This window comes from Lysobacter sp. S4-A87, from assembly GCF_022637455.1.
Taxonomy (GTDB): Bacteria; Pseudomonadota; Gammaproteobacteria; order Xanthomonadales; family Xanthomonadaceae; genus Lysobacter_J.
On record NZ_CP093341.1, the window covers coordinates 1,335,389 to 1,354,407 of the forward strand.

Annotated in this window: 15 protein-coding genes; 8 read left to right on the forward strand and 7 right to left on the reverse strand. The window is 65.4% G+C overall.

What is annotated here, in order from left to right; genetic code table 11:
- Window positions 1-77: 77 nt before the first annotated feature.
- The 4 genes from MNR01_RS06015 to MNR01_RS06030 all read right to left on the reverse strand — a co-directional run bounded on the left by MNR01_RS06015 (window position 78) and on the right by MNR01_RS06030 (window position 7,907).
- Window positions 78-431: a hypothetical protein gene (locus MNR01_RS06015; RefSeq protein ID WP_241920022.1), complete on the reverse strand. Its 354-nt coding sequence runs from the start codon at window positions 429-431 to the stop codon at window positions 78-80.
- Window positions 432-454: 23 nt separating this feature from the next.
- Window positions 455-2,854, reverse strand: coding sequence for an RHS repeat-associated core domain-containing protein (locus MNR01_RS06020; RefSeq protein ID WP_241920023.1), 2,400 nt, complete (start codon window positions 2,852-2,854; stop codon window positions 455-457).
- A 48-nt stretch (window positions 2,855-2,902) separates the two neighbouring features.
- On the reverse strand, window positions 2,903-6,487 hold the full coding sequence (locus MNR01_RS06025) for a DUF6531 domain-containing protein (RefSeq protein WP_241920024.1): 3,585 nt from the start codon (window positions 6,485-6,487) through the stop codon (window positions 2,903-2,905).
- A 358-nt stretch (window positions 6,488-6,845) separates the two neighbouring features.
- A complete protein-coding gene (locus MNR01_RS06030; protein WP_241920025.1) occupies window positions 6,846-7,907 on the reverse strand; it encodes a lipid A deacylase LpxR family protein in 1,062 nt (353 codons plus the stop codon).
- A gap of 424 nt (window positions 7,908-8,331) precedes the next feature.
- Between MNR01_RS06030 and MNR01_RS06035 the strand changes: the two genes are divergently transcribed.
- On the forward strand, window positions 8,332-8,745 hold the full coding sequence (locus MNR01_RS06035) for a hypothetical protein (protein ID WP_241920026.1): 414 nt from the start codon (window positions 8,332-8,334) through the stop codon (window positions 8,743-8,745).
- A 90-nt stretch (window positions 8,746-8,835) separates the two neighbouring features.
- On the opposite strand, the gene MNR01_RS06040 is transcribed toward MNR01_RS06035, so the two are convergent.
- Window positions 8,836-10,164 (reverse strand): c-type cytochrome, encoded by a 1,329-nt coding sequence (locus MNR01_RS06040; protein WP_241920027.1) that lies wholly within the window; start codon window positions 10,162-10,164, stop codon window positions 8,836-8,838.
- Between the two features lie 223 nt (window positions 10,165-10,387).
- Here MNR01_RS06040 and MNR01_RS06045 point away from each other — a divergent pair, with 223 nt between their 5' ends.
- Window positions 10,388-10,735 carry an excalibur calcium-binding domain-containing protein gene (locus MNR01_RS06045; protein WP_241920028.1) on the forward strand — a complete coding sequence of 116 codons (348 nt, stop codon included), beginning with the start codon at window positions 10,388-10,390 and terminating at the stop codon, window positions 10,733-10,735.
- A 31-nt stretch (window positions 10,736-10,766) separates the two neighbouring features.
- On the forward strand, window positions 10,767-11,309 hold the full coding sequence (locus MNR01_RS06050; RefSeq protein WP_241920029.1) for an RNA 2'-phosphotransferase: 543 nt from the start codon (window positions 10,767-10,769) through the stop codon (window positions 11,307-11,309).
- 21 nt (window positions 11,310-11,330) lie between these two features.
- On the opposite strand, the gene MNR01_RS06055 is transcribed toward MNR01_RS06050, so the two are convergent.
- Together MNR01_RS06055 and MNR01_RS06060 are read right to left on the reverse strand one after the other, a co-directional pair.
- Entirely contained in the window at window positions 11,331-12,200 is an 870-nt protein-coding gene (locus tag MNR01_RS06055; protein ID WP_241920030.1) for a ribonuclease H-like domain-containing protein, read from the reverse strand.
- On the reverse strand, window positions 12,197-14,689 hold the full coding sequence (locus tag MNR01_RS06060; protein WP_241920031.1) for a DEAD/DEAH box helicase: 2,493 nt from the start codon (window positions 14,687-14,689) through the stop codon (window positions 12,197-12,199). The genes MNR01_RS06055 and MNR01_RS06060 overlap by 4 nt, the downstream gene beginning before the upstream one ends.
- Before the next feature lie 252 nt (window positions 14,690-14,941).
- Here MNR01_RS06060 and MNR01_RS06065 point away from each other — a divergent pair, with 252 nt between their 5' ends.
- From MNR01_RS06065 to MNR01_RS06085, 5 genes are all read left to right on the forward strand, one after another.
- Window positions 14,942-15,370: a hypothetical protein gene (locus MNR01_RS06065; protein ID WP_241920032.1), complete on the forward strand. Its 429-nt coding sequence runs from the start codon at window positions 14,942-14,944 to the stop codon at window positions 15,368-15,370.
- A 232-nt stretch (window positions 15,371-15,602) separates the two neighbouring features.
- Window positions 15,603-15,779 carry a hypothetical protein gene (locus MNR01_RS06070; protein WP_241920033.1) on the forward strand — a complete coding sequence of 59 codons (177 nt, stop codon included), beginning with the start codon at window positions 15,603-15,605 and terminating at the stop codon, window positions 15,777-15,779.
- Window positions 15,780-15,847: 68 nt separating this feature from the next.
- The gene (locus tag MNR01_RS06075) at window positions 15,848-16,348 is read left to right on the forward strand and encodes an LEA type 2 family protein (protein ID WP_241920034.1); all 501 of its coding nucleotides are present in this window, start codon (window positions 15,848-15,850) and stop codon (window positions 16,346-16,348) included.
- Window positions 16,349-16,420: 72 nt separating this feature from the next.
- The gene (locus MNR01_RS06080; RefSeq protein WP_241920035.1) at window positions 16,421-18,205 is read left to right on the forward strand and encodes an acyl-CoA dehydrogenase C-terminal domain-containing protein; all 1,785 of its coding nucleotides are present in this window, start codon (window positions 16,421-16,423) and stop codon (window positions 18,203-18,205) included.
- Between the two features lie 115 nt (window positions 18,206-18,320).
- Window positions 18,321-18,983, forward strand: coding sequence for an HNH endonuclease (locus MNR01_RS06085; RefSeq protein WP_241920036.1), 663 nt, complete (start codon window positions 18,321-18,323; stop codon window positions 18,981-18,983).
- Window positions 18,984-19,019: the final 36 nt, after the last annotated feature.

A 19,019-nucleotide genomic window follows, 5' to 3' on the forward strand; every position in this document is an offset into this window, starting at 1 on the left:
ACCTGATCCGCACCACCGTCTGATCGGAAGGCGGTGACTCAGGCGACTCGTTCGGGCAATCCCGGCCCGTTTCGCGCCTAACCGCTAGCCAGGGTTTGTATGGCATTCGCGGTCACGACTCCAGCGATGGCGCCAACGGCAATGATCAGAAAACAGAAAAAATGTCGGCGGATCAGGTGCCGTCTCTGCTCGATCAGTTCCAACTTTGCGACCTTCAGTCGCTCACTGTCCCCCGCCTCGATCAGTTGATCCGGTTCGAAGACGAACGTCTTCTTGTCGCGGAACCCAAGGTCCATGTTGAAGTACTTGCCCTCTTCGGCGGCGAGCTTCTCGACGTGTCGATATGCGCGCCGCACCCGACCCATGTTCCTGAGTGCCAGAAGCACGCCCGGCGCTGCACCCGCGAAGAATCCAAGCAAACCGACATCCATAAGCCTCCTCCACTGAAATCACGTCATTGAGACTTCTTCTCGACTTCCGGCTCACCCACATAGACGCTACCGGAGCCGATCGGCCCTCCGCCGCCACCGCCACCGCTGCTTCGTCCGCCGCCGCCACGCATCTGGGGCTCATCCTCGACGATCGGCACGACTTCGATCAGATCCTCTCGCACGATGACGACAGGAGGCGTTGGATCGGATCCGACGATCGTCTTGCCCCAGGACTTCATCACGCCTGTGTGCAACTCGAATGGTAATACCTTCAGCGCCGGACCAACGGTAACCGTGTACGTCTGATCGCAATCCGTGCAAAGACTCTGCTCGTAGCCAAGCGCCGCGCCAGGAATACTGATACTGCCGCCGGCCGAGGCACCCGTGCCAGCCATCGCCTCTGCGGAATCCGCCGAGGTGTAGGAAATCGCCCCGTTGAAGCCAGCGCCCATGTCGGTACCGGCCTGGCCGCCAATGCCACCCAACACGCCGACTCTCCACGTCGATGGACTCCACGACGTAGCGCTGAAAGTGACTTGGCCGCTGATGGTGCCGCCCACCAGCCATGAGGCCGATCCACCGCCGCCGATGGCGATGGTGGCAAGTCCAAGGGGATCGAATCGACTTACGGGATTGCCATTGGCGTACGCGTAGGTCGAGAAGCTCCCGCCCGCCAGTCCGATGGGGTCGGACTGCGTATAGCCCACGGCGCTGTCGTAGTAGCGGAAGCCGTTGTACCAGAGGCCCGACTCTGCGTCGTAGTACTGGCCAGGGAAGCCTATGTTCAGTCCGCCGATCGAGTCCTGGCGAGTGGTACGGCTCCACGCCTCATTGCCGGCGCGCCAGATGACCTGCATGGAGCTGTTGCTGACGGCCTCCGGACGCCCAAGGTTGTCACCGTGGACAAAGCGCAGTTGTTGATCAGGCTTGACGAGGCCGACCAACTGATTGCCCAACCAAAGATAGCTTGTCCAGCCACCGGGCCCGCTTTCCGCAAGCAGCAGGTTCTGCTCCGCGTAGACGAAGCGAGTGCGCCCCGTCGGAGTCGCTTTGCCAACTCGCTGGCCGAGCGCATTGACGGTATAGCTGGTGGTATTGCCATTGACGGTGGCACTTCGCATCTGGTTGAACCCGTCGTAGGCATAGCTGGCCGAACGACCTGGTGCGGATTCACTGATGCGGTTGCCGATTGCGTCATAGCCGTAGACCTGAAGGCCAGCCGGCCCGCTGAAGCTCAGCAGCCTGTTGCTGACCGGATCGACGTCATAATTGCTCAGGGCTCCCCGGTCTATCCATCGGGTCCGGTTGCCGTTCGCATCGTAGTTCCATTGCGACCCCTTGGCCGTCTCCTTCGACAATCGCCCCAACGCGTCGTACTCGTAATTCCGCGATTGCCCTGCATCTGTGCCGTCGGTGATGGCGGTTACCTGATCAGCGATGTCAAACCCGTACGTCAGGCTCTGGGCCAGAGCGCTGCTTGTACCTGCACTGATGGCGTACACCCTCCCGTCCGTATCGTGCTGGTAAATGCGCTCAAGTCCGTTCCCGTATGTCCAGCCGGTGGTCGGGCCGAAGGGAAGCTTGGTGATGTTGCTCGCGACGTTTTTCGTGACACCGCCGATCGTCGCAGTCATGGCCGTCAACTGGCGACCCACGTAGCCGTATCCCACTGCCACTCCACTGGGATAGCTGACGCCGGTGACCCGCCCCAGGTTGTCATACGCGTAGGACACTGCGCCGGCATAGGGCGCACCACCCTCATCGACGCCGCTTTCCTGGCGCTGCAGCAGCCAACCTTGCGACGTGTAGATTTGCGAAACGCTGCTCCTTACAACCCCAACCTCGCGCAGCTCGGCCGAGCAGACCCTGCCCTTGCCGCCGACACATGAGTCAAATACGTAATTACGCTCCGCGGCTCCGGACTTCGCCTGGATCAGGCGGCCGGTGCCGTCATAGCTGTACGTCGTGACGCTGCCGTCCCCACGTGTAACAAGCGTCTGCTGTCCTCCATCGTTGTACTCCGCCCTCGTGGTCCCCGTATCCGGGCTCACCTGCCTCCAGGTCAGCCCAAACCCGTCAACGTCGAAGGTCGTCGCATTGCCTTTCGGGTCACTGACCGAGATCAGCCTGTCGCCCGCGTCATAACCGAAGGTGCTGGCCACACCTGTGGGGTCAACGACCTGGATCCGACGCCCCAACGCATCGTAGTTCTGGGTTGTCGTTCGATTGAGCCCATCCTTGAGAGTTTTGACGCGGCCGTCGTCGTCATACGACAAACGCGTCACCTGCCCGTTCGTGCCGCGCTCGGCCACGAGTCGACCAAGGTCATCGTAGTCATACGCCACCGTGATGACCGGGTCGGCCAGCGCCGTCTGGGATATGGCAGCTGAAATGCAAAGCGCCAGAATTCTCTTGTGAGTCATGTCGTAATCCTGTTATCGCCGTCAGTCTCGTTGAAGAACTGCATTCGCTTACTGCTCCTGGCAGTGCTGGGTCGGACAGGGCGGCGGGTCAGGATTGGGTGGGTACTGGTTGGTCTGGTATGCCCTTACATCAACGCTGGCAAGCGACACGCCAGCGGCCATGACATGGAAGCGGACACCGTTTGTGGTGATCCAGGACGCACTCTGGCTTCCGCTTCTGCTGGGCACAAACAGTTGCATGCCGGTGTTGTCGAGGTTGCTGACCCAGACCTGGCCGTCCCCGCGCGTCGTGGTCCACTGGACGGTGACCCTGCAGGTCGATTCGCCTATGTAGAGTCCGCAGCTTGCGGGCGAGGAGCTGATGGAGGCCGTCACGACATCCTTCACTGAATTCGGCGACTGATCACCGAACCAGGCGTAACCGTCCCGGACCATGCGCCACTGGAAGTTGTGGTACCCAAGCGTGCTTGGCGCCTGGACGTTGAAATTGAACGTGGCGATCTCGCCTGGCGCGACCGATCCCGGAACTCCGACACGACTGACGCCCCAGGTCAGGTTGTCGGTGGGGTTCTGCGAACCCAGTCGATAGCCACCTGCATCCGTCCAGGTAGTGTTGCCCGTGTTGCGCATCTGGACAGTCACGTTCTGGACCTGCCCAGGAAGCGTCAGGCCGAAAGCGCCCTGCCATACGAACTGCGCACCGTATATCGCCCGCTGGACGACGATGACACCCGACGTCGGTCCGCACCCGGCCTGGTTGCAGGCGCGCGCGCGGTACTGATAGTCGATCGTCGTGTTGCGGCCCGAAAGGTAGACGCTTTGAGCAGACCCGTTGTGTGCCTGGATCCACGAGGCCCCACCATTGGCACTCTCATCGATCACGTAGTAGATGCTGCCAAGTCCGGAGACAGCACTGACGCTGACTGTGTAGGCGCCCATGTCATTGACAGCGGGGCCGCTGGGCGTAGGCGCCGAAGATGGCGCAACGACTCTCAGCACAGTCACGGGACCCGATACCGGCCCGCAGCCAACCTCGTTGCAGGCGGCGACGCGGTAGCTGTAGGTTCCGCCACCCTTTCCGGAGATCGTCGCGCTGGTCGCTGCGGCATCCTGGACGGTCGTCCATCCGCCGCCATTGGCACTCTCCTCCAGCTTGTACGTTGTCGCCCGTGGCGCCGCCGACCAGGTAACGACATAGCTGCTGCTGACCGCGATGGACGGAGCCGATAGACCCGACGGAGCCACCGCCGGCAACAAGCGAGGAATCAAGTGAACGCCGGAACCGGCAATGAGCAGGTTGTCTTTCTGCGCAGGCGAAATGCCGTGGACGTAGATCGCCTTGCCCCCGTGAAGATCGCGAACGCTGTCGGACAACGGGATGCTGAAACGGTAAGCCGCACCCTGGGCCCCGCAGGCGCTGGCCACCGCCGGTTCGCTTGGGCGGTCTGCGCGGAACGCGCCGAATCCCGTACCCGTCGGCCACCCGCCGCCGGCGTACGGATGCACGTCGATCGATCCATCCTGGCCGGTACTGCAGGCCCAGCCATTGACGTTGTAGCCACCGGCACCGTTGCTCGCCACCCCTTCCACATTTCCGATGACCTGGGTGTTGTATGGGAAGGTTGTCCGGTAGACCTCGGTCTTGATCGGCAACGACATCGCGTCGTAAGTCACCAGCTTGCGCGCGTAAGTGCCTGCTGGCTCACGCTCGTAGACTTCAACGGGTCGCCAGGCCGAGTCGTACACGTTGGTGCGCGCCACGCCATCGGGCGTCTGCTGCACCGCAAGGCGACCAAATCCATCGTAGGAGAGGGTGGTCGTCTGCGCCGCACCATTCACGATTGGCTTGATGGCGGTGACCCGGCCACGTCCATCGTAGGTGTAGTCGATCTGTGCGCCATTGGGGTCAATCACGCTTGCAGCGAGACCAAGGGCATTGTGGTTGCTGTAAGTGGTTACATGGCCGAGCTCATTGCGAACACTCAACAGATCGCCGTTGGTGCTGAAGGTCGAAGTGATCGTATCGGCCGAACCCTGCAACGGCCCATCAACAGCTGTGCTGGCCAGCAATCCATTGGCATGCTTGGTGTAGCTGAACCGGGTTGTCTGTACGAAATTCGGAACGCCCTTGCCGCTGATGTTCTTGACATCAATTCTCGCAACGCGACCGTCCGGCGCATAGGTCAGTGTCGTCTCGCTGATTCCCACGATCCTGGACTGAACCACCCGGTTGCTGGATTCGTCCCAGACGTAGAGTGTCGTACGCGCGAGTGGCGTGCCTGCAGCATCGACTCGCGACACAAGGTGGCCATGACCGTCGTAGTCAAGATCGGTCAGCCCGTCAGTAAAGTCACTGACCAGGTTCTCGTACCCGTTGGAGTCATATTGCAGCTCGCGGAACGCGGATGGCGTCGACGACGATCCGGCCCGCGACACGGACACCAGTCGGTCATCCTCGAACTGATAGGTAGTCCGCTTTCCGCGCGGGTTGGTCTCCGTCGTCAGGAACGGGGTGGACGAAGAGGCGGCGGCGGCCGCGGCGCCGACGCTGCTGATCGCGGAAAGACCCATCAGGCCTGCCACGCCGGACGCGCCGACCATCGCAAATTGCGGTTGGAAGCAGATGCGCGATCCGCTCTGATATTCGCACCAGCCGCCGCCACCGCCTCCTTCTTCAACTCCACCGGGCGCTGGCGGTAGCGGAGGGGGCGTCACAGGCGCAGTATTTCCACCGGAGTATTCGTAGGTATAGCGCTGGACGCCACCGACCAGCTCAGTCGACGCGACCCGCCCGTTCGAATCGTAGGCGAATGTGGAATAGCGACTCCCGTTGTACGACTTGCCCGTGAGCCCTCCCGGGAACGCCGAATTTTCGTAGTGATAGGTGACCGTTGTGGACGGCGCGCCAGGCAGAGTTACGCTCGCCAGACGGTTGCGTCCAGCGCCAAATGCATTGGCGGTATACGAGTAGACGTATGCATTTCCTGCCGGGTCAAGCACCTGCACCAGCTGACTGCCGTTCCAGGTCAACTGGATGTACCTGCCGGAGGTGTGCGTAACCCTCTGGAGGTACAAGCCGTTGTACGTGAAGGCCCAGGCAGCGCCGTGCTCGTCCTTGACCTGGAGCACATAGCCGGTCGAGTCGTATCGCTCTGATCCCCGCTCTTCGTTGTAGAGCGTATAGGCGTTGTCTGCACCCTTGAGCACATAAGCGACGGGCGTCGCCTTGTCCTCGTTCCAGCGGTTCGCCTCGCCGCTCGGAACAAACTTGATCCGGCGCCCATCGGGGCGCTGGGCCCACAGGATGACCTGGGAGCCCGATGTCGAGGCAGCCAGCGAATAGTCGAGATTGCTTATCCAGTGCTTTCCAAACAGGCCACTGGCGCTCCATTGATGATTGTAGGTTCGTCGCAGGAACAGCGGCATTTCGCCTCGAGCCGAGAAATCAGTCTCTACCTCGATCTTGTTGCCCGTCGCGAGGACGACTCCGCTGCCACTGACTTCGGCAGCGGGGCGATAGCTCCGATCACCAGTAGGTTGCTCAAGCGCACCAAAGTTGGGTGAGAACACTTCCTGGGCAGGGGCGACACCGCCGACCGCCGAAAGAATCGCGGTACAGCCGAACGCTGCCATGAAGCCTCGCAAACCGCGGACGCGAAAGTTCAACGCCCACCACGAGCCGTGATGCTGATTACACGCCATACCCTTCCCCTGAGTACACGGACGCAGCGCATTCCGCGTGCCATCCGTGGCAGTTTGGCTACTAGTTCTTCCCCGGCCGCAGTCGCGGCTGATGAATTCTTATTTCATCCATGTGGCCATTGCAACAGTCGCGATGGCGAAAGTGCTCGCCGGACTTCGACGGGATGCATGGGAAGTGCGACGGACATCGCAACTTGCGCTGGCGCGGCCAGCAGCGCGCGCCGGCATCCCGATCAGGACGGGCAGCAGGTCTTGCGCCCTTGGCCGGACCGGCAAGCCGGCCTGAAGCTCAAAACGCCCGGCTGATCGTGAAGCTCCCGAACACCGGCGTCTCGCGCTGTCCATCGAACTCACGCGTTCCGTGGTAGCGCGCCAACGCGAACTTCCAGCGATGCCGCATCAGCGCCACGCCGTAACCGATGTTGGCCACGGCATGGCGCTTGTCGACGCTGTGGCTGTCGCGGAAGGTGTTGCCGTCCAGCGTGATGTCATACAACACCCAGCGCGTATCGAACGTCACGAACAGATGCGCACCCGGCACGTACTGGCTCTGGCGCTCCCGCGTCGGGGCCGTGTTCTCGCCGGCCGGTCGTAGCGGCGTGCTGCCGAAATCGTCGGGAAGGTTCACGCCGACGCGGAACTCCGCGCCGGTGTTGAGGTAGGTCGCCAGGTTGCCGAAGCTGCCGCCGTAGTGGGCGATCGTGTCCCAGCCCCATCCGTGCGCGCCGTCGCTGGAGGAGAAGCGGCGCATGCGCTCGTGGACGATGCGGAAGACCGGTTCGTTCTCAAGCTGGTTGTCCCAGCCGCGGAACTTCTCGCTGCCGGTGATCTGGTGCACGGCATCCTGCGCTTCCTTGCCCAGTGCGGCCGGCCCGACGATGCCGACCTGCAACTGCGTCGTGCGCAGCCTGTCGCCTTCGCGCGCGTTGTAACCCAGGCCGACCAGCAGCGCCGCTGCATACGGCCGGTCGTCCTCGATGAGGTCGCTGCGACTGAAGTCGGTTGGCGTGTAGATGCCCTGGGCGAAGGTCGCGATCATGTTCTGCTGCTCGAACGTTTCCGACTGCAGCGCACCCAGGTAGCGGTTGACCCACTGGGCAAGTCGCGGGATGCAGGGATCGTTGGTGTAGTCGCGCAGGTTGGGCGACACCAGCGTCAGCTGCACACCGTTGCTGTAGCCCTGGTCCTGGCCACCGATCACGTCGTTGTCGACGCGCAGGTTGACGATGGGTGGAAGCCGGGTGCGGCCGCTGGTGCAATCTTCGCGGCTATGCGCCTGGGCGGTTCCAATGGAGCAAAAGGAGATCGCAGTGGCCGCCAGCAGCCACTTGCCAATGAGATGGGATCGCATGTTTTCCTGCTATCAAGACCCCGGGGCACGCCCTGGGGCTTGACCGGTACCGGGCATCGGGTTGGCGCTTGTGGTCCGCCGTATCGTCGTGCTGCTGATCGGTACTCCGCGGGGACACGCGGAGGTTCAACGAACTCCACGCAGTCCTCGATCCAGAAGACTGGCGCGAGATTAGGGTTGCGCCGCCGCCATGGGTAGCCCTCGCCGCGGACCCTGTGTGTTGTCCCCAGTGCAACAATTCGCCGGCCCCGCGGGCCGGAAAGCGCTTGCCCGGGGCTGGGCGCCTCTTGACCTTGAAGTAACGCCCCCGGGGCTACGCTGCGCGTTGGCATCGCCGCCGCTGCCCTCCCCCTGGGCTGCCAGGGCCTCCAGCGGAAGACGGAGCAATGTTTCAGGGGTGAAACTACCAGCAGAGGGTACATCGATGAACACGAAGTTCCGCACCTTGATCGCCTCCTTCGCAATTGGTTCCGCTGCCTTCATCTGTGGCATTGGCAATGCCGTCGCCGCAGACGAGTGGTTCGTGCTCGGCCAGAAGACGATCAAGACCGCCGACCCCAGCGTGGAGATCAAGAGCTCCGGTGGACGTTGGGAAAAGGACGTCAAGCAGGTCAAGCTGTCGGTCGATGGCGCCGACGTGCAGATCACCTCGCTCGTCCTGCACTGGGACAACCGCCCCGACGACACCTTCAAGGATCTGGGCACGCTCAAGTCAGGCGGGCAGACCGCTCCGAACAATGCGCCGGGCATGAAGGCACGACTGAAGTCGCTGACCGTCCAGTACAAGATCCTGGGCGGCGCGCCGACGGCAGACCTGAAGGTGTGGGGCTACGACTGACCGGAGTTTCGCTTCACTGGCTGATGCTTTCCAACAAGGACCCTGCAAGGCTTCGGCTTTGCAGGGTCTTTCGTTTGCAGCCGGTCAGCGCTACTGCGAGCCACCGGCCTTGGCGGCCACGTCCGCGATGCGCTCGAGCGGCACGTCTTCGACATCTTGCGAAACCACGCGCGCAACGCGCCCTTCGGCATCGCGCTCGAATCGCAGCGGCCCCAGCCCGCCATCCATCGCGAACGTGGACTGCGTCAGCGCCACCAGCTCCTTCGGCGGTGCATCACCTTCGATCACATGCAATTTGCCGTGCCGCATCTCGATCCGGAGCGTCCAGTCGTACTCGTCGATCCGATAGCTGCCGACGTAATCGCGCAGCAGGCGCTGGGGCAGTGCGATGCCGCGCGGCGGCACCAGGCGGTTGGCTGTTCCAAGCGGATGCACTCCGCCGCACACCGCGCAGGCAGTGCTGGGACCGAGGTTGCTGATGCGATGCGCGACCGGGTAGCGCGTGCTGAGGAATGCGTGCAGCGCGGTGAGGTCGGCGTCGTTGAGACGACGATAGAAGAGCCACGGCATCTCCGGCGCGAGCAGGCCCGCCTTGCCGGTGCGGATCACCTGGATGAAGCCCGCCGCGTCGTACGACATGCCGGTGGGATCGGGCGTGATGTTGGCGCTGAGCACCTTGCGTCCGTCCCGCCCGACTTCGTTGCCGCCGGCAAAGGCACCGGGCAGGCGCTTGCCGTCCCACAGCGTGTGGCAGCCGCCGCAGTCGGCAAGCCCGGCCAGGTAGCGTCCGCGCTCCTGTGGTGTGGCGTGCGGGGGCTCGGGCACTGGCGCGGTGATCGGTCTGGGTTCGCCGACAAAGCGCTTGACCTGCTCTGCCGAGAGCACCGTCTGCGGCAGCGTGTTGCGCACCGCGGGCAGCGACCGCAGGTACACCACGACCGAGGCCAGGTCCTCGTCGGACAGCTGTCGGTACGACCGGTACCACATCTGCGGATGCAGCAATCGACCGTCGTGGCCGATGCCCTCGCGGATCGCACGGGCGAGCATGTCGTCGCTCCATCGGCCCGCGCCGGTATGCGGCTCGGGCGTGATGTTCGGCGCGACCAGCCAGGTCTTGCCGTCGGTCTTCCAGACCCGTCCCGCGTACGCGCGGCCGGCGACGATGGGACCGCCCGCCTGCTGCCAGTCGCGCTCGGAGTGACAGGCGGCGCAGGCAAGGATGCCCTCGGTCAGATACTCGCCGCGGGCCCGCCGCACTTCGGTTCGTTCGAAGGTGCGGTCGGTCAGCGGCCGCACCTTCAGACCCGGGATCGGCGCGAGCTGGACGATGGGCCTGGGTGCATCCGCCTGCGGGGCAGAGCAACCGGCCAGCAGCGCTGCAAGGACAAGGGTGAGTCCAGGCTGGAGCTTCGACACCATTGCGCAACTCCGGTCCGAGGTCCAAGAGTCCAACGAGCCGCAGGCCATGGCCCGGACATGCCGGCCGGTCGAGTTCGGGCCGCGACACGTCGTCGGCGCTGCGCCGACAGCTGAATAGCGGGCCCAAACTGGACCGCGACTTTTTCTCGCACACGGGGTGGTCCGATGCGCCTCGAAGGGCTGCTAGATTCGGACCCCTGTCACATTACAGTTGGGGGGCTGTATGCGACCTCTCGTTTTCTCCCTGCTCTCGCTCTTGACGGCGCCGGGCTGGGAAACCGCGCATGCGCACGGCGGTGGCCTCGACAAGAACGGCTGCCACACCAATCGCAAGACCGGTGATCACCACTGCCACCGGGGACCCGCCGTTTCCGCTCTGTCGAGCATGGACCGGTTGAGTCCGGCGTCGCTCGACGAGAGCAGGAAGTCCAATCCCTCACAAGCATTCCGCAACTGCGCAGAAGCACGCGCAGCCGGAGCCGCGCCAGTCCGGCGCGGCGAAGCAGGCTATGGAAGCCATCTCGACCGCGATGGCGATGGTGTCGGCTGCGAGCCGTATCACGGCCGCTAGTCCACCAGCACTCGAACCAGCAGCAGGCACCATGCGCAGAAGACTTACCGACACCAGCAGATATCTCAGTTACGTACTGCGTCATGCCCCCGGTGCGATCGGGTTGACCCTCGATCGCGAAGGCTGGGCAGATATCGATGACCTGATGGCGAGCGCTCGCCAGGCCGGGCACCTGCTCGACGCGCGCGTGATCCGCGCCGTCGTCGAAGGCAACGACAAGAACCGGTTTGCGCTGTCCAGCGACGGGCGTCGTATCCGCGCAGTCCAGGGACATTCGACCGCTGGCGTTGCCATCCAGCGTGAACCGGTGCTTCCGCCCGAGCGCCTGTTCCATGGCACGGCAACGCGCTTCCTCGATGCGATCCTGGTCGATGGCCTGCGGCCTGGCATCCGCCACCACGTGCATCTGTCGGAAGATATCGCCACCGCCAGCCAGGTCGGGCAACGTCATGGCACGCCGGTGGTCCTGACGATCGAGTCCAGGCGCATGCACCAGCAGGGTTACGAGTTCTATCAGGCCGACAACGGCGTGTGGCTGACGGGGCCTGTGCCGAAGGCGTTCATCACGACCTGAGCACCTGCCCCTCTGGCGGCGTCATGCGGCTTCCGCCAGGTGCACGAACAGCCGTCCCAGCGTCACCACATCCTGCAGGTTGTGCTCCGCCACGCGGCGCAGGTTCGCCGACGAACCGCCGCGCAGGAACGACAGCCACGCCGCGGGTGCTTCCGAGCCCGGCAGGTCGTCCTCGCGGACGATGCGCAACGCCTCGCGCTCGATGGTTGCGAGGCGGCAGTTCTCCCAGACGCCTCGATAGCGGCGCCGGGTCGGGAACAACAAGTCGACGTGATCGAGCGCGCTGATCGGGTCGCCCATGCGCGCCAGCCGGAAGCGGGTCTTCAACAGCGGCGCGTCATAGCAGCGACCGTTGTAACTGCACAACACGGTGCGCGGCGTCAGCCACTGGGCGAACGTGCGCAACATGGCCGGTTCGGCAGCCAGCGTGGTGATCGTCAGCTGGCGGATGCGCAGCATGCCGTCACTCCAGTCGGCAGCACCGATCATGAAAGCGCGCGTGCCGGTGCCGCCGGCCAGCCCCGTGGTTTCGGTGTCGAAGAAAAGCAGCGCATCGGTGTCCACCGCGTCATCGCGCTTTGCGAACGCCAGCTGCACCGATGGCGGTGCCTGCATCGGCCGCTCGGACTCGGCCAGGTAGAGGCCGGGCTCGATCTGGGTGCCGGGAACGGAACGGTCGTGCGAAATCACCGGCGACGGTGAATGTCGCTGGCGAACACCCAGCAACCGCCGTAGCGCATCGAGCTGGGCACCTGGGTCCGGTCGCTGCGTCCCCGGAGTCGGTGCGGCAAACGGCCCGGGAGGAATCCGGCCCTGGTCCGGGGCCTTGCCAGCCAATGGCTCACCCGCCTGTTGCCGCAGCGCGCGCAACTTCTCGAGCGTGACCGTCATGCGCGCACCGCGTCGCCATGGCCGCCATGGCCACCGGACTGCAATTCACGCGCGTCGATCAACAGCGACAGGACCCGCCGCGCCAGGGCTTTTGGCGTGGTGCCCTCGCCTTCCTCGCTGGCGGCCAGGATCGGGCCGACGCATGCCGGGCATCCGCTGCGGCAGTCGCACCGTTCGACCAGTTCCATCGCGCGCAGCACCAGCTCTTCCTGGCGTCGCCATAGCGGCTCGCTGAGGCCCACGCCGCCCGGGAAGTTGTCGTACAGGTACACCGTCGGCACGAACTGCTGGACCTCCGCGAGTTCGACGCCTACCCCCTCCACGCCGCGCAGCGTGCCGCGACCGCCCTGGTCGCTGCTGGCGAACCACGCACCGTCGCCATTGCCGACGGCCTTCTGCAGGTCGCGCGCATCGGCCATCACGGCCACAGTCGCGACGATGTGCAGCGCATAGGCGGCACCGAGGAAGCCATCGAGCGCGTCCTGCCGGCTGGAGAACCACGACAGCAGCGTCGCCTGCGGCAGCTGCCACCACACCGACGTGGTGTGCAGCTCCTGGTCGGGCAGGTTGACCGGGCCGTAGCCGATGTTCTCGTGGGTGTAGTAGCGGATCTTCTTGAAGCCCGACACGCGCCGTACCACGTGCACCTCGCCGTGGTTCGCATCGCCCTGCCCCGCGGCGCAGCCGTCGAAGCGCTCGAGCACCTTGAGCCTGGTGTAGTCGATCGAGTCGGTGTAGTAGTCGACGTGGGTGCGCTGCACGTAGGACTTGCGCCCCTCCCAGTCCAGGCGTTCGACCTGGTAGGGCGTGGACTGGACCATGTGGATCGCGCCCTCGTACAGCGTCAGCGCGGCCGCCGAGTAGTCGACCTCGGCGATGATGGTCTGGCGGCCGTCGGTGCGGTCAACGACGACGAAGTTGCCATCGGCGACCGAACGCAGCGACACCGCGTTGGCCGGGTAACTGTCGGCGATCCATTCCCAGCGCTCGCCCTCGCGATGGACCACGGCGGACTCGGCCAGCGCTTCCAGATACACCTCCGGCTCGATCGGCCCAAACATCTCGCGCGTGTTGAACGCCAGCTCGAAGGCCGCACAGCGGATGTGGTCGAACAGGATCAGGGGCTGGTCCGGCGCGGTGCGCGCATGCTCGGGTGGACTGTCGGCGAAGAAGTCCGGGTGACGCACCATGTACTGGTCCAGCGGCTGCGAGTTGGCGACCAGGATTCCGAGGCTGGGCTGCTGGCGGCGACCGGCGCGGCCGAAACGCTGCCAGGTCGCGGCAACGCTGCCGGGATAGCCGTTGAGCACCACCACGTCGAGACTGCCGATGTCGACGCCCAGTTCCAGCGCCGAGGTCGAGATGATCCCGTCGATGCGCCCATCGCGCATCGCCCGCTCGGCATCGCGGCGCTCGCTGGGCAGGTACCCGCCGCGGTAGGCGCGGATGCGTGGCGGCTTGCGCGGGTCGTGGTCGAACACGTCCTTGAGGTACTTGGTCAGCACCTCGACCATCAGCCGCGATTGCGCGAACACCAGCGTCTTGAGCCCGGACTTGATGGCGATGCGGGCGATGCGGTTGCTCTGCGACCGCGCCGAGGCGCGCAGGCCCAGGTCGGCGTTGACAACCGGCGGATTCCACAGCAACACGTGCTTGTCGCCGGTCGGCGCGCCGGACTCGGTGATCGCATGCACGCGGTCTTCGATCAATGCCTCGGCGTGCGCCTGCGGATTGCCGATCGTCGCCGAGCACAGGATGAACTGCGGACGCGCGCCATAGAACGCGCAGATCCGCTTGAGCCTGCGCAGCACGTTGGTGACATGGCTGCCGAACACGCCGCGATAGGTATGCACTTCGTCGATCACCACGTAGCGCAGGTTCTCGAAGAACTGCGCCCACTTGGTGTGGTGCGGCAGGATCGCCTGATGCAGCATGTCCGGGTTCGACACCACGATGTCGCCGTGCAGGCGGATCGCCTGGCGCGCATCGCCCGGGGTGTCGCCGTCGAAGGTGAATGCCTTCACGCCAAGGTCGCCGGCACGATTGAGCTCCAGCAGTTCGGCAACCTGGTCCTGCGCCAGCGCCTTGGTCGGAAACAGGTACAGCGCCTTGGCCCGGGAGGTCATCGCCGCTGCCACCACCGGCAGCGTGTAGCACAGTGATTTGCCCGACGCGGTCGGCGTGACGATGGCGACGTTGTCGCCGCGCTGCGCCGCACCCCAGGCCTGCGCCTGGTGGCTGTAGAGGCGTTCGATCCCGCGTGCACGCAAGGCCTGCGCCAGCGCCGGCGGCAGGTCCGGTGGCAGGTCGGCATAGCGTCCTTCGCCGCCCGGGAGGGTGAAGCTGCCGGTGATGCGACCGGCGTAGCGCCGCGATAGCGCCTGCGCGAGCAGCCCGCTGTCGGCCGCGGGGCGACCGTCCTCGCGCAACGCGATCGCGCGCTCGTCCGTGTCGTGTTTCAAGGCAAGCGCATGGGTCGCCGGTGCCATCGTCTTCTCCTGCTGGGCCGGTCGCGAGTGGATGCCATGGCCGTCTCAACGGCTGCGACGGCAGGCACCCCGCCGTTGACGCTGCGCTATCACCCGCAGGCGTACGTTCAGGCAGTTCGAGTCTTGTTCCCTGAGACGGCGGAAGTGGAGGCTGCCGCCATGACACATCCGACCCCCTCCCTGCACAGTCCGATCTCGGTCCGGCCCAGGCCTGCCCCCTTTGCCGGTTCCAATCCCTACCTGGATCGGCCCTTGGCGCAACTGTTCGCTGCCTGCCAGCAGCGCGCCGAAGGCTTGCTGCGCCGCGACCAGAGCTACACCGCCGCCGAGCGCGCCAGCCTCGCCCAGGACACGGCCCATCTGCTGCTGGCGGTGTCGCCGGCGCTGGCCCATGGCGAGGAGATGCCGGGGAGCCCGGCGCGGGCGATCCTGCAGGGCCGCGGCGACTTCGTCGAGGAGCATTGGCGCGCGCACGAGTCGGCGTTGCGCAGCGCGCGCTACCGGACGCTGGTGATGGCGTCGGACCTGGCCTTGGGCGGCCATGCCCGTGTCTGGCGGCGCGATGCCCGCGTCGACGGCGACCTGATCTACGACGTGGCCCTGTCCAGCGAGATGGGGCTGCTGCGTGCGCTCAGCGAGCTGGCGAAGCTGCGCATGGTCGCGCCCACGCGCCGGCGGTAGCGGGTCAGAAAATCCCTACCCCGTCACGCGCTCTAGACCGATGGTATTGCCCCAGGTTCAGGCGCGATTCTGGTCGCACCCCGGCAGCCCGGTTTATGCGATAGCACGGATGCCGCTCAGCAATGGAAAGATGACCGTCACCTTGAGCAGGTGATCAGCTGGGCCGGGGTACCTTCAGCTTTGCTGGTACACAATCTCGCCATCGTCGTACCCACGGAAACGTGCTCCCCCTATGGCCACGACCAATGCCAGCGAGCGTGCGCTCGCCAGGATCCGTATTCCCTCGAGTGCCTCGCGACTGTCGCGAAGCGCGCGGGCACGCCGCGCCGTGCTTCGCTACCTTGCGGTCTGGGCCGCCGTGGCCGCACTGGCCCTGATCGCGCAGACCGTGGCGCCCGCCGCCAGCTGACGCACCCCACTCCAGCCCCCGCCGTGCGCCGTAGTATGCTCGCCGTCCCATCACGGTGGAGCGGCGGCATGACGTACGAGTCGAACTGGAAACGCTGGAACGGACCTGCCCTGCTGCTGTCGTTGCTGGCGGCACTGGTGCTCGCCGGTTGTTCCAGCGGCCCGGTGCGCCGCGTCTCCGAGCCCTCCGCCCGCATCCAGCAACTGACCGTCCGCGCCGATGGCAGCTGGTCGGCCGACCTGCGCATCGAGAACTTCAGCAGCATCCCGATGCGCTTCGAATCCGTCGACCTGGCCCTGAAGGTCGCAGACACCCCGGCCGGCAACCTGCGCGCGCAGCCGGGGCTTTCGATCGGCCCGGAATCGGCCGACGTCATCACCGTGACCGTGGCGCCGCAGGCGGCCGCCAAGCTCGCCGCGGCCGACGCGCTCTCGGCCGGCCGCAGCCTCGCCTACGAACTCAACGGCCGTATCGATGCCACGCCCGACCAGGGCAAGTTGCGCAGCTTCGAAGTCGAGCGCAGCAGCGCGCTGAGCCCTGCCCCCGGACTTCCGGGCGTGCTGCGCTGATCCTTCCTTCCTGGTAGTGCCGGGCCGCTGCCAAACGACCACCGGTGCTTCGCTTCCACTGACGAGATTCCCATGAGCAGTTACAACGCCCCCCTCGCCGACATGCGCTTTGTCCTGTTCGATGTGCTCGGCGCCGAAGCACAGTTCCAGCGCATGGGTTTCAACGACGCCACGCGCGACGTGCTCGATGCCGTACTCGACGAAGCCGCCCGGTTCACCGAGACCGTGCTGGCGCCGCTCAACGGCGTCGGCGACCGCGACGGTTGCACGCTCGACCAGGCCACCGGCCAGGTCACCACGCCGCCGGGATTCAAGCAGGCGTACGCGCAGTTCGTCGACGGCGGCTGGTCGGGCCTGACCTCGCCGGCCGAGTTCGGCGGCCAGGGCATGCCGCATGCAGCCGGTGTGCCGCTGAAGGAAATGATCGACGCGGCCAACCTGGCATGGGGCAACTTTCCGCTGCTCTCCCACGGTGCCACCGAGGCACTGCTGCACCATGGCGAAGCATGGCAGCAGGAAGCCTTCCTCAAGCCACTGGTCGAAGGACGCTGGACCGGCACCATGTGCCTGACTGAGCCGCATTGCGGCACCGACCTGGGCCTGCTGCGCACCCGCGCCGAGCCGCAGGCCGACGGCAGTTACGCGATCACCGGCACCAAGATCTTCATCACCGCCGGCGAGCACGATTTCACCGACAACATCGTCCATCTGGTGCTGGCGCGCCCGCCCGATGCTCCTGCAGGGAGCAAGGGCATCTCGCTGTTCGTCGTGCCCAAGCGCCGCGTCGATCGCGACGGCAACGTCGGTGACGCCAACGCGGTGCGCTGCGGCAGCCTCGAACACAAGATGGGCATCCACGCCTCGGCCACCTGCGTACTCAATTTCGACGGCGCCCAGGGCTACCTGATCGGCCATCCCCACAAGGGCCTGGCGGCGATGTTCACGATGATGAATACCGCCCGCCTCGCGGTCGGCCTGCAGGGCCTGGGCCTGTCCGACCGCGCCCTGCAGAACGCGCTGCGTTACTCGCGCGAGCGCCTGCAGATGCGCGCGCCAGCAGGGCCGATGTTCCCGGCCAAGCCGGCCGACCCGATCATCGTCCACCCGGACGTGCGGCGCATGCTGCTGACCTGCAAGGCGCTCGTCGAAGGCGGCCGCGTCATGGGTTACGACGCCGCGCTGCAGGTCGACGTCGCCCACCATTCACCCGATCACGCCGAGCGCAAGCAGGCCGATGACTTCGTCGGATTCATCACGCCGATCGTCAAGGCCTGCCTGACCGAGTGGGGCGTGGAATGCACCTACCACGCACTGCAGTGCTTCGGCGGCCACGGCTACATTGCCGAGCACGGCATGGAGCAGCTCGCCCGCGATGCGCGCATCACCACGCTGTACGAAGGCACCACCGGCATCCAGGCACTCGACCTGCTCGGCCGCAAGATCATGCAGCTGCAGGGCGCGGGACTGAAGGTGTTCCTGGGCCAGGTGGCGGCGTTCTGCGATGCGCATGGCGATGACGCTTCACTGGCCGACTTCATCGCACCGCTGCGCGAAAAGGCAGCGCAGTGGCAGCAGATCACGATGCAGGTCGGCAAGCGTGCCGCCGGCAATCCCGATGAGATCGGTGCGGCCTCGTACGACTACCTGATGTATTCGGGCTATGTCGTGCTGGCCTACTGGTGGGCGCGCAGCGTTGCCGCCGCCGATGCATCGGCGCAGCCGCAGGCATTCAAGGACGACAAGCGCGCAACGGCCCGCTTCTACTTCGCCCGCATCCTGCCGCGCACGCTGGCCCACGCGGCCGCCATCGAAAGCGGCTCGGCCGGTCTGCCGGAGCTCGCTGTCGACGTTGCCTGACGTCCAAGCGTCTGCCTGGTGACCCCGGACTGTGGCCTTTCTTGGCCGCAGTCATTGCCGCGGGTGAACGGCAGGTACACAAAATGTAAACAAAGGCGTATAAGCTGGTTTCCCAATGGAGACCGATAGAGCAACGCTTCGTTTGGTCAGAACCGGAACCGATCTGGGTCCGGACACGCCCCTCTTCGCTCCGCGCCCCGCACTCGACCGGCTCAATTCGGTTCGACTGCTCTCACTCGACGCGCATGGCCGGGTCCTCGACTGGATGAGCTGGCAGGATGCGACCTGCCTCTACGTGCGCGGTGCCGTCGCCTGGACACTCGGCGATCCCTGCCTGCAGGTGCACGGCGGCATCAACCGGATCAGCGGCGAGCAGAGCGTGATCGAGCTGCACCCGATCGTCGCCGCACGCAGCCACGCACGCACGCATGCACTGGATCCGACCCCCGCACTCACCAACGCCGCGCTGTTCGCACGCGATGGCTACCTGTGCATGTACTGCGGCCACGACTTCAGCCGGCCGCACCTGACCCGTGACCACGTGATGCCGGTATCGAAGGGCGGTCGCGACATCTGGGAGAACGTGGTCGCCGCCTGCTTCCACTGCAATTCGCGCAAGGGCAACCGCACCCCGCAGCAGGCCAGCATGCCGCTGCTGGCCGTGCCCTATCGGCCGAGCTGGGTCGAGCATCTGATCCTGTCGAACCGCAACATCCTCGCCGACCAGATGGCGTTCCTGCGCAACCAGCTGCCCAAGAACGCACGATTGCAGGCTTGAGGCACGCCCGGGTGGGTGCGCCGGGAATCCGGCCCA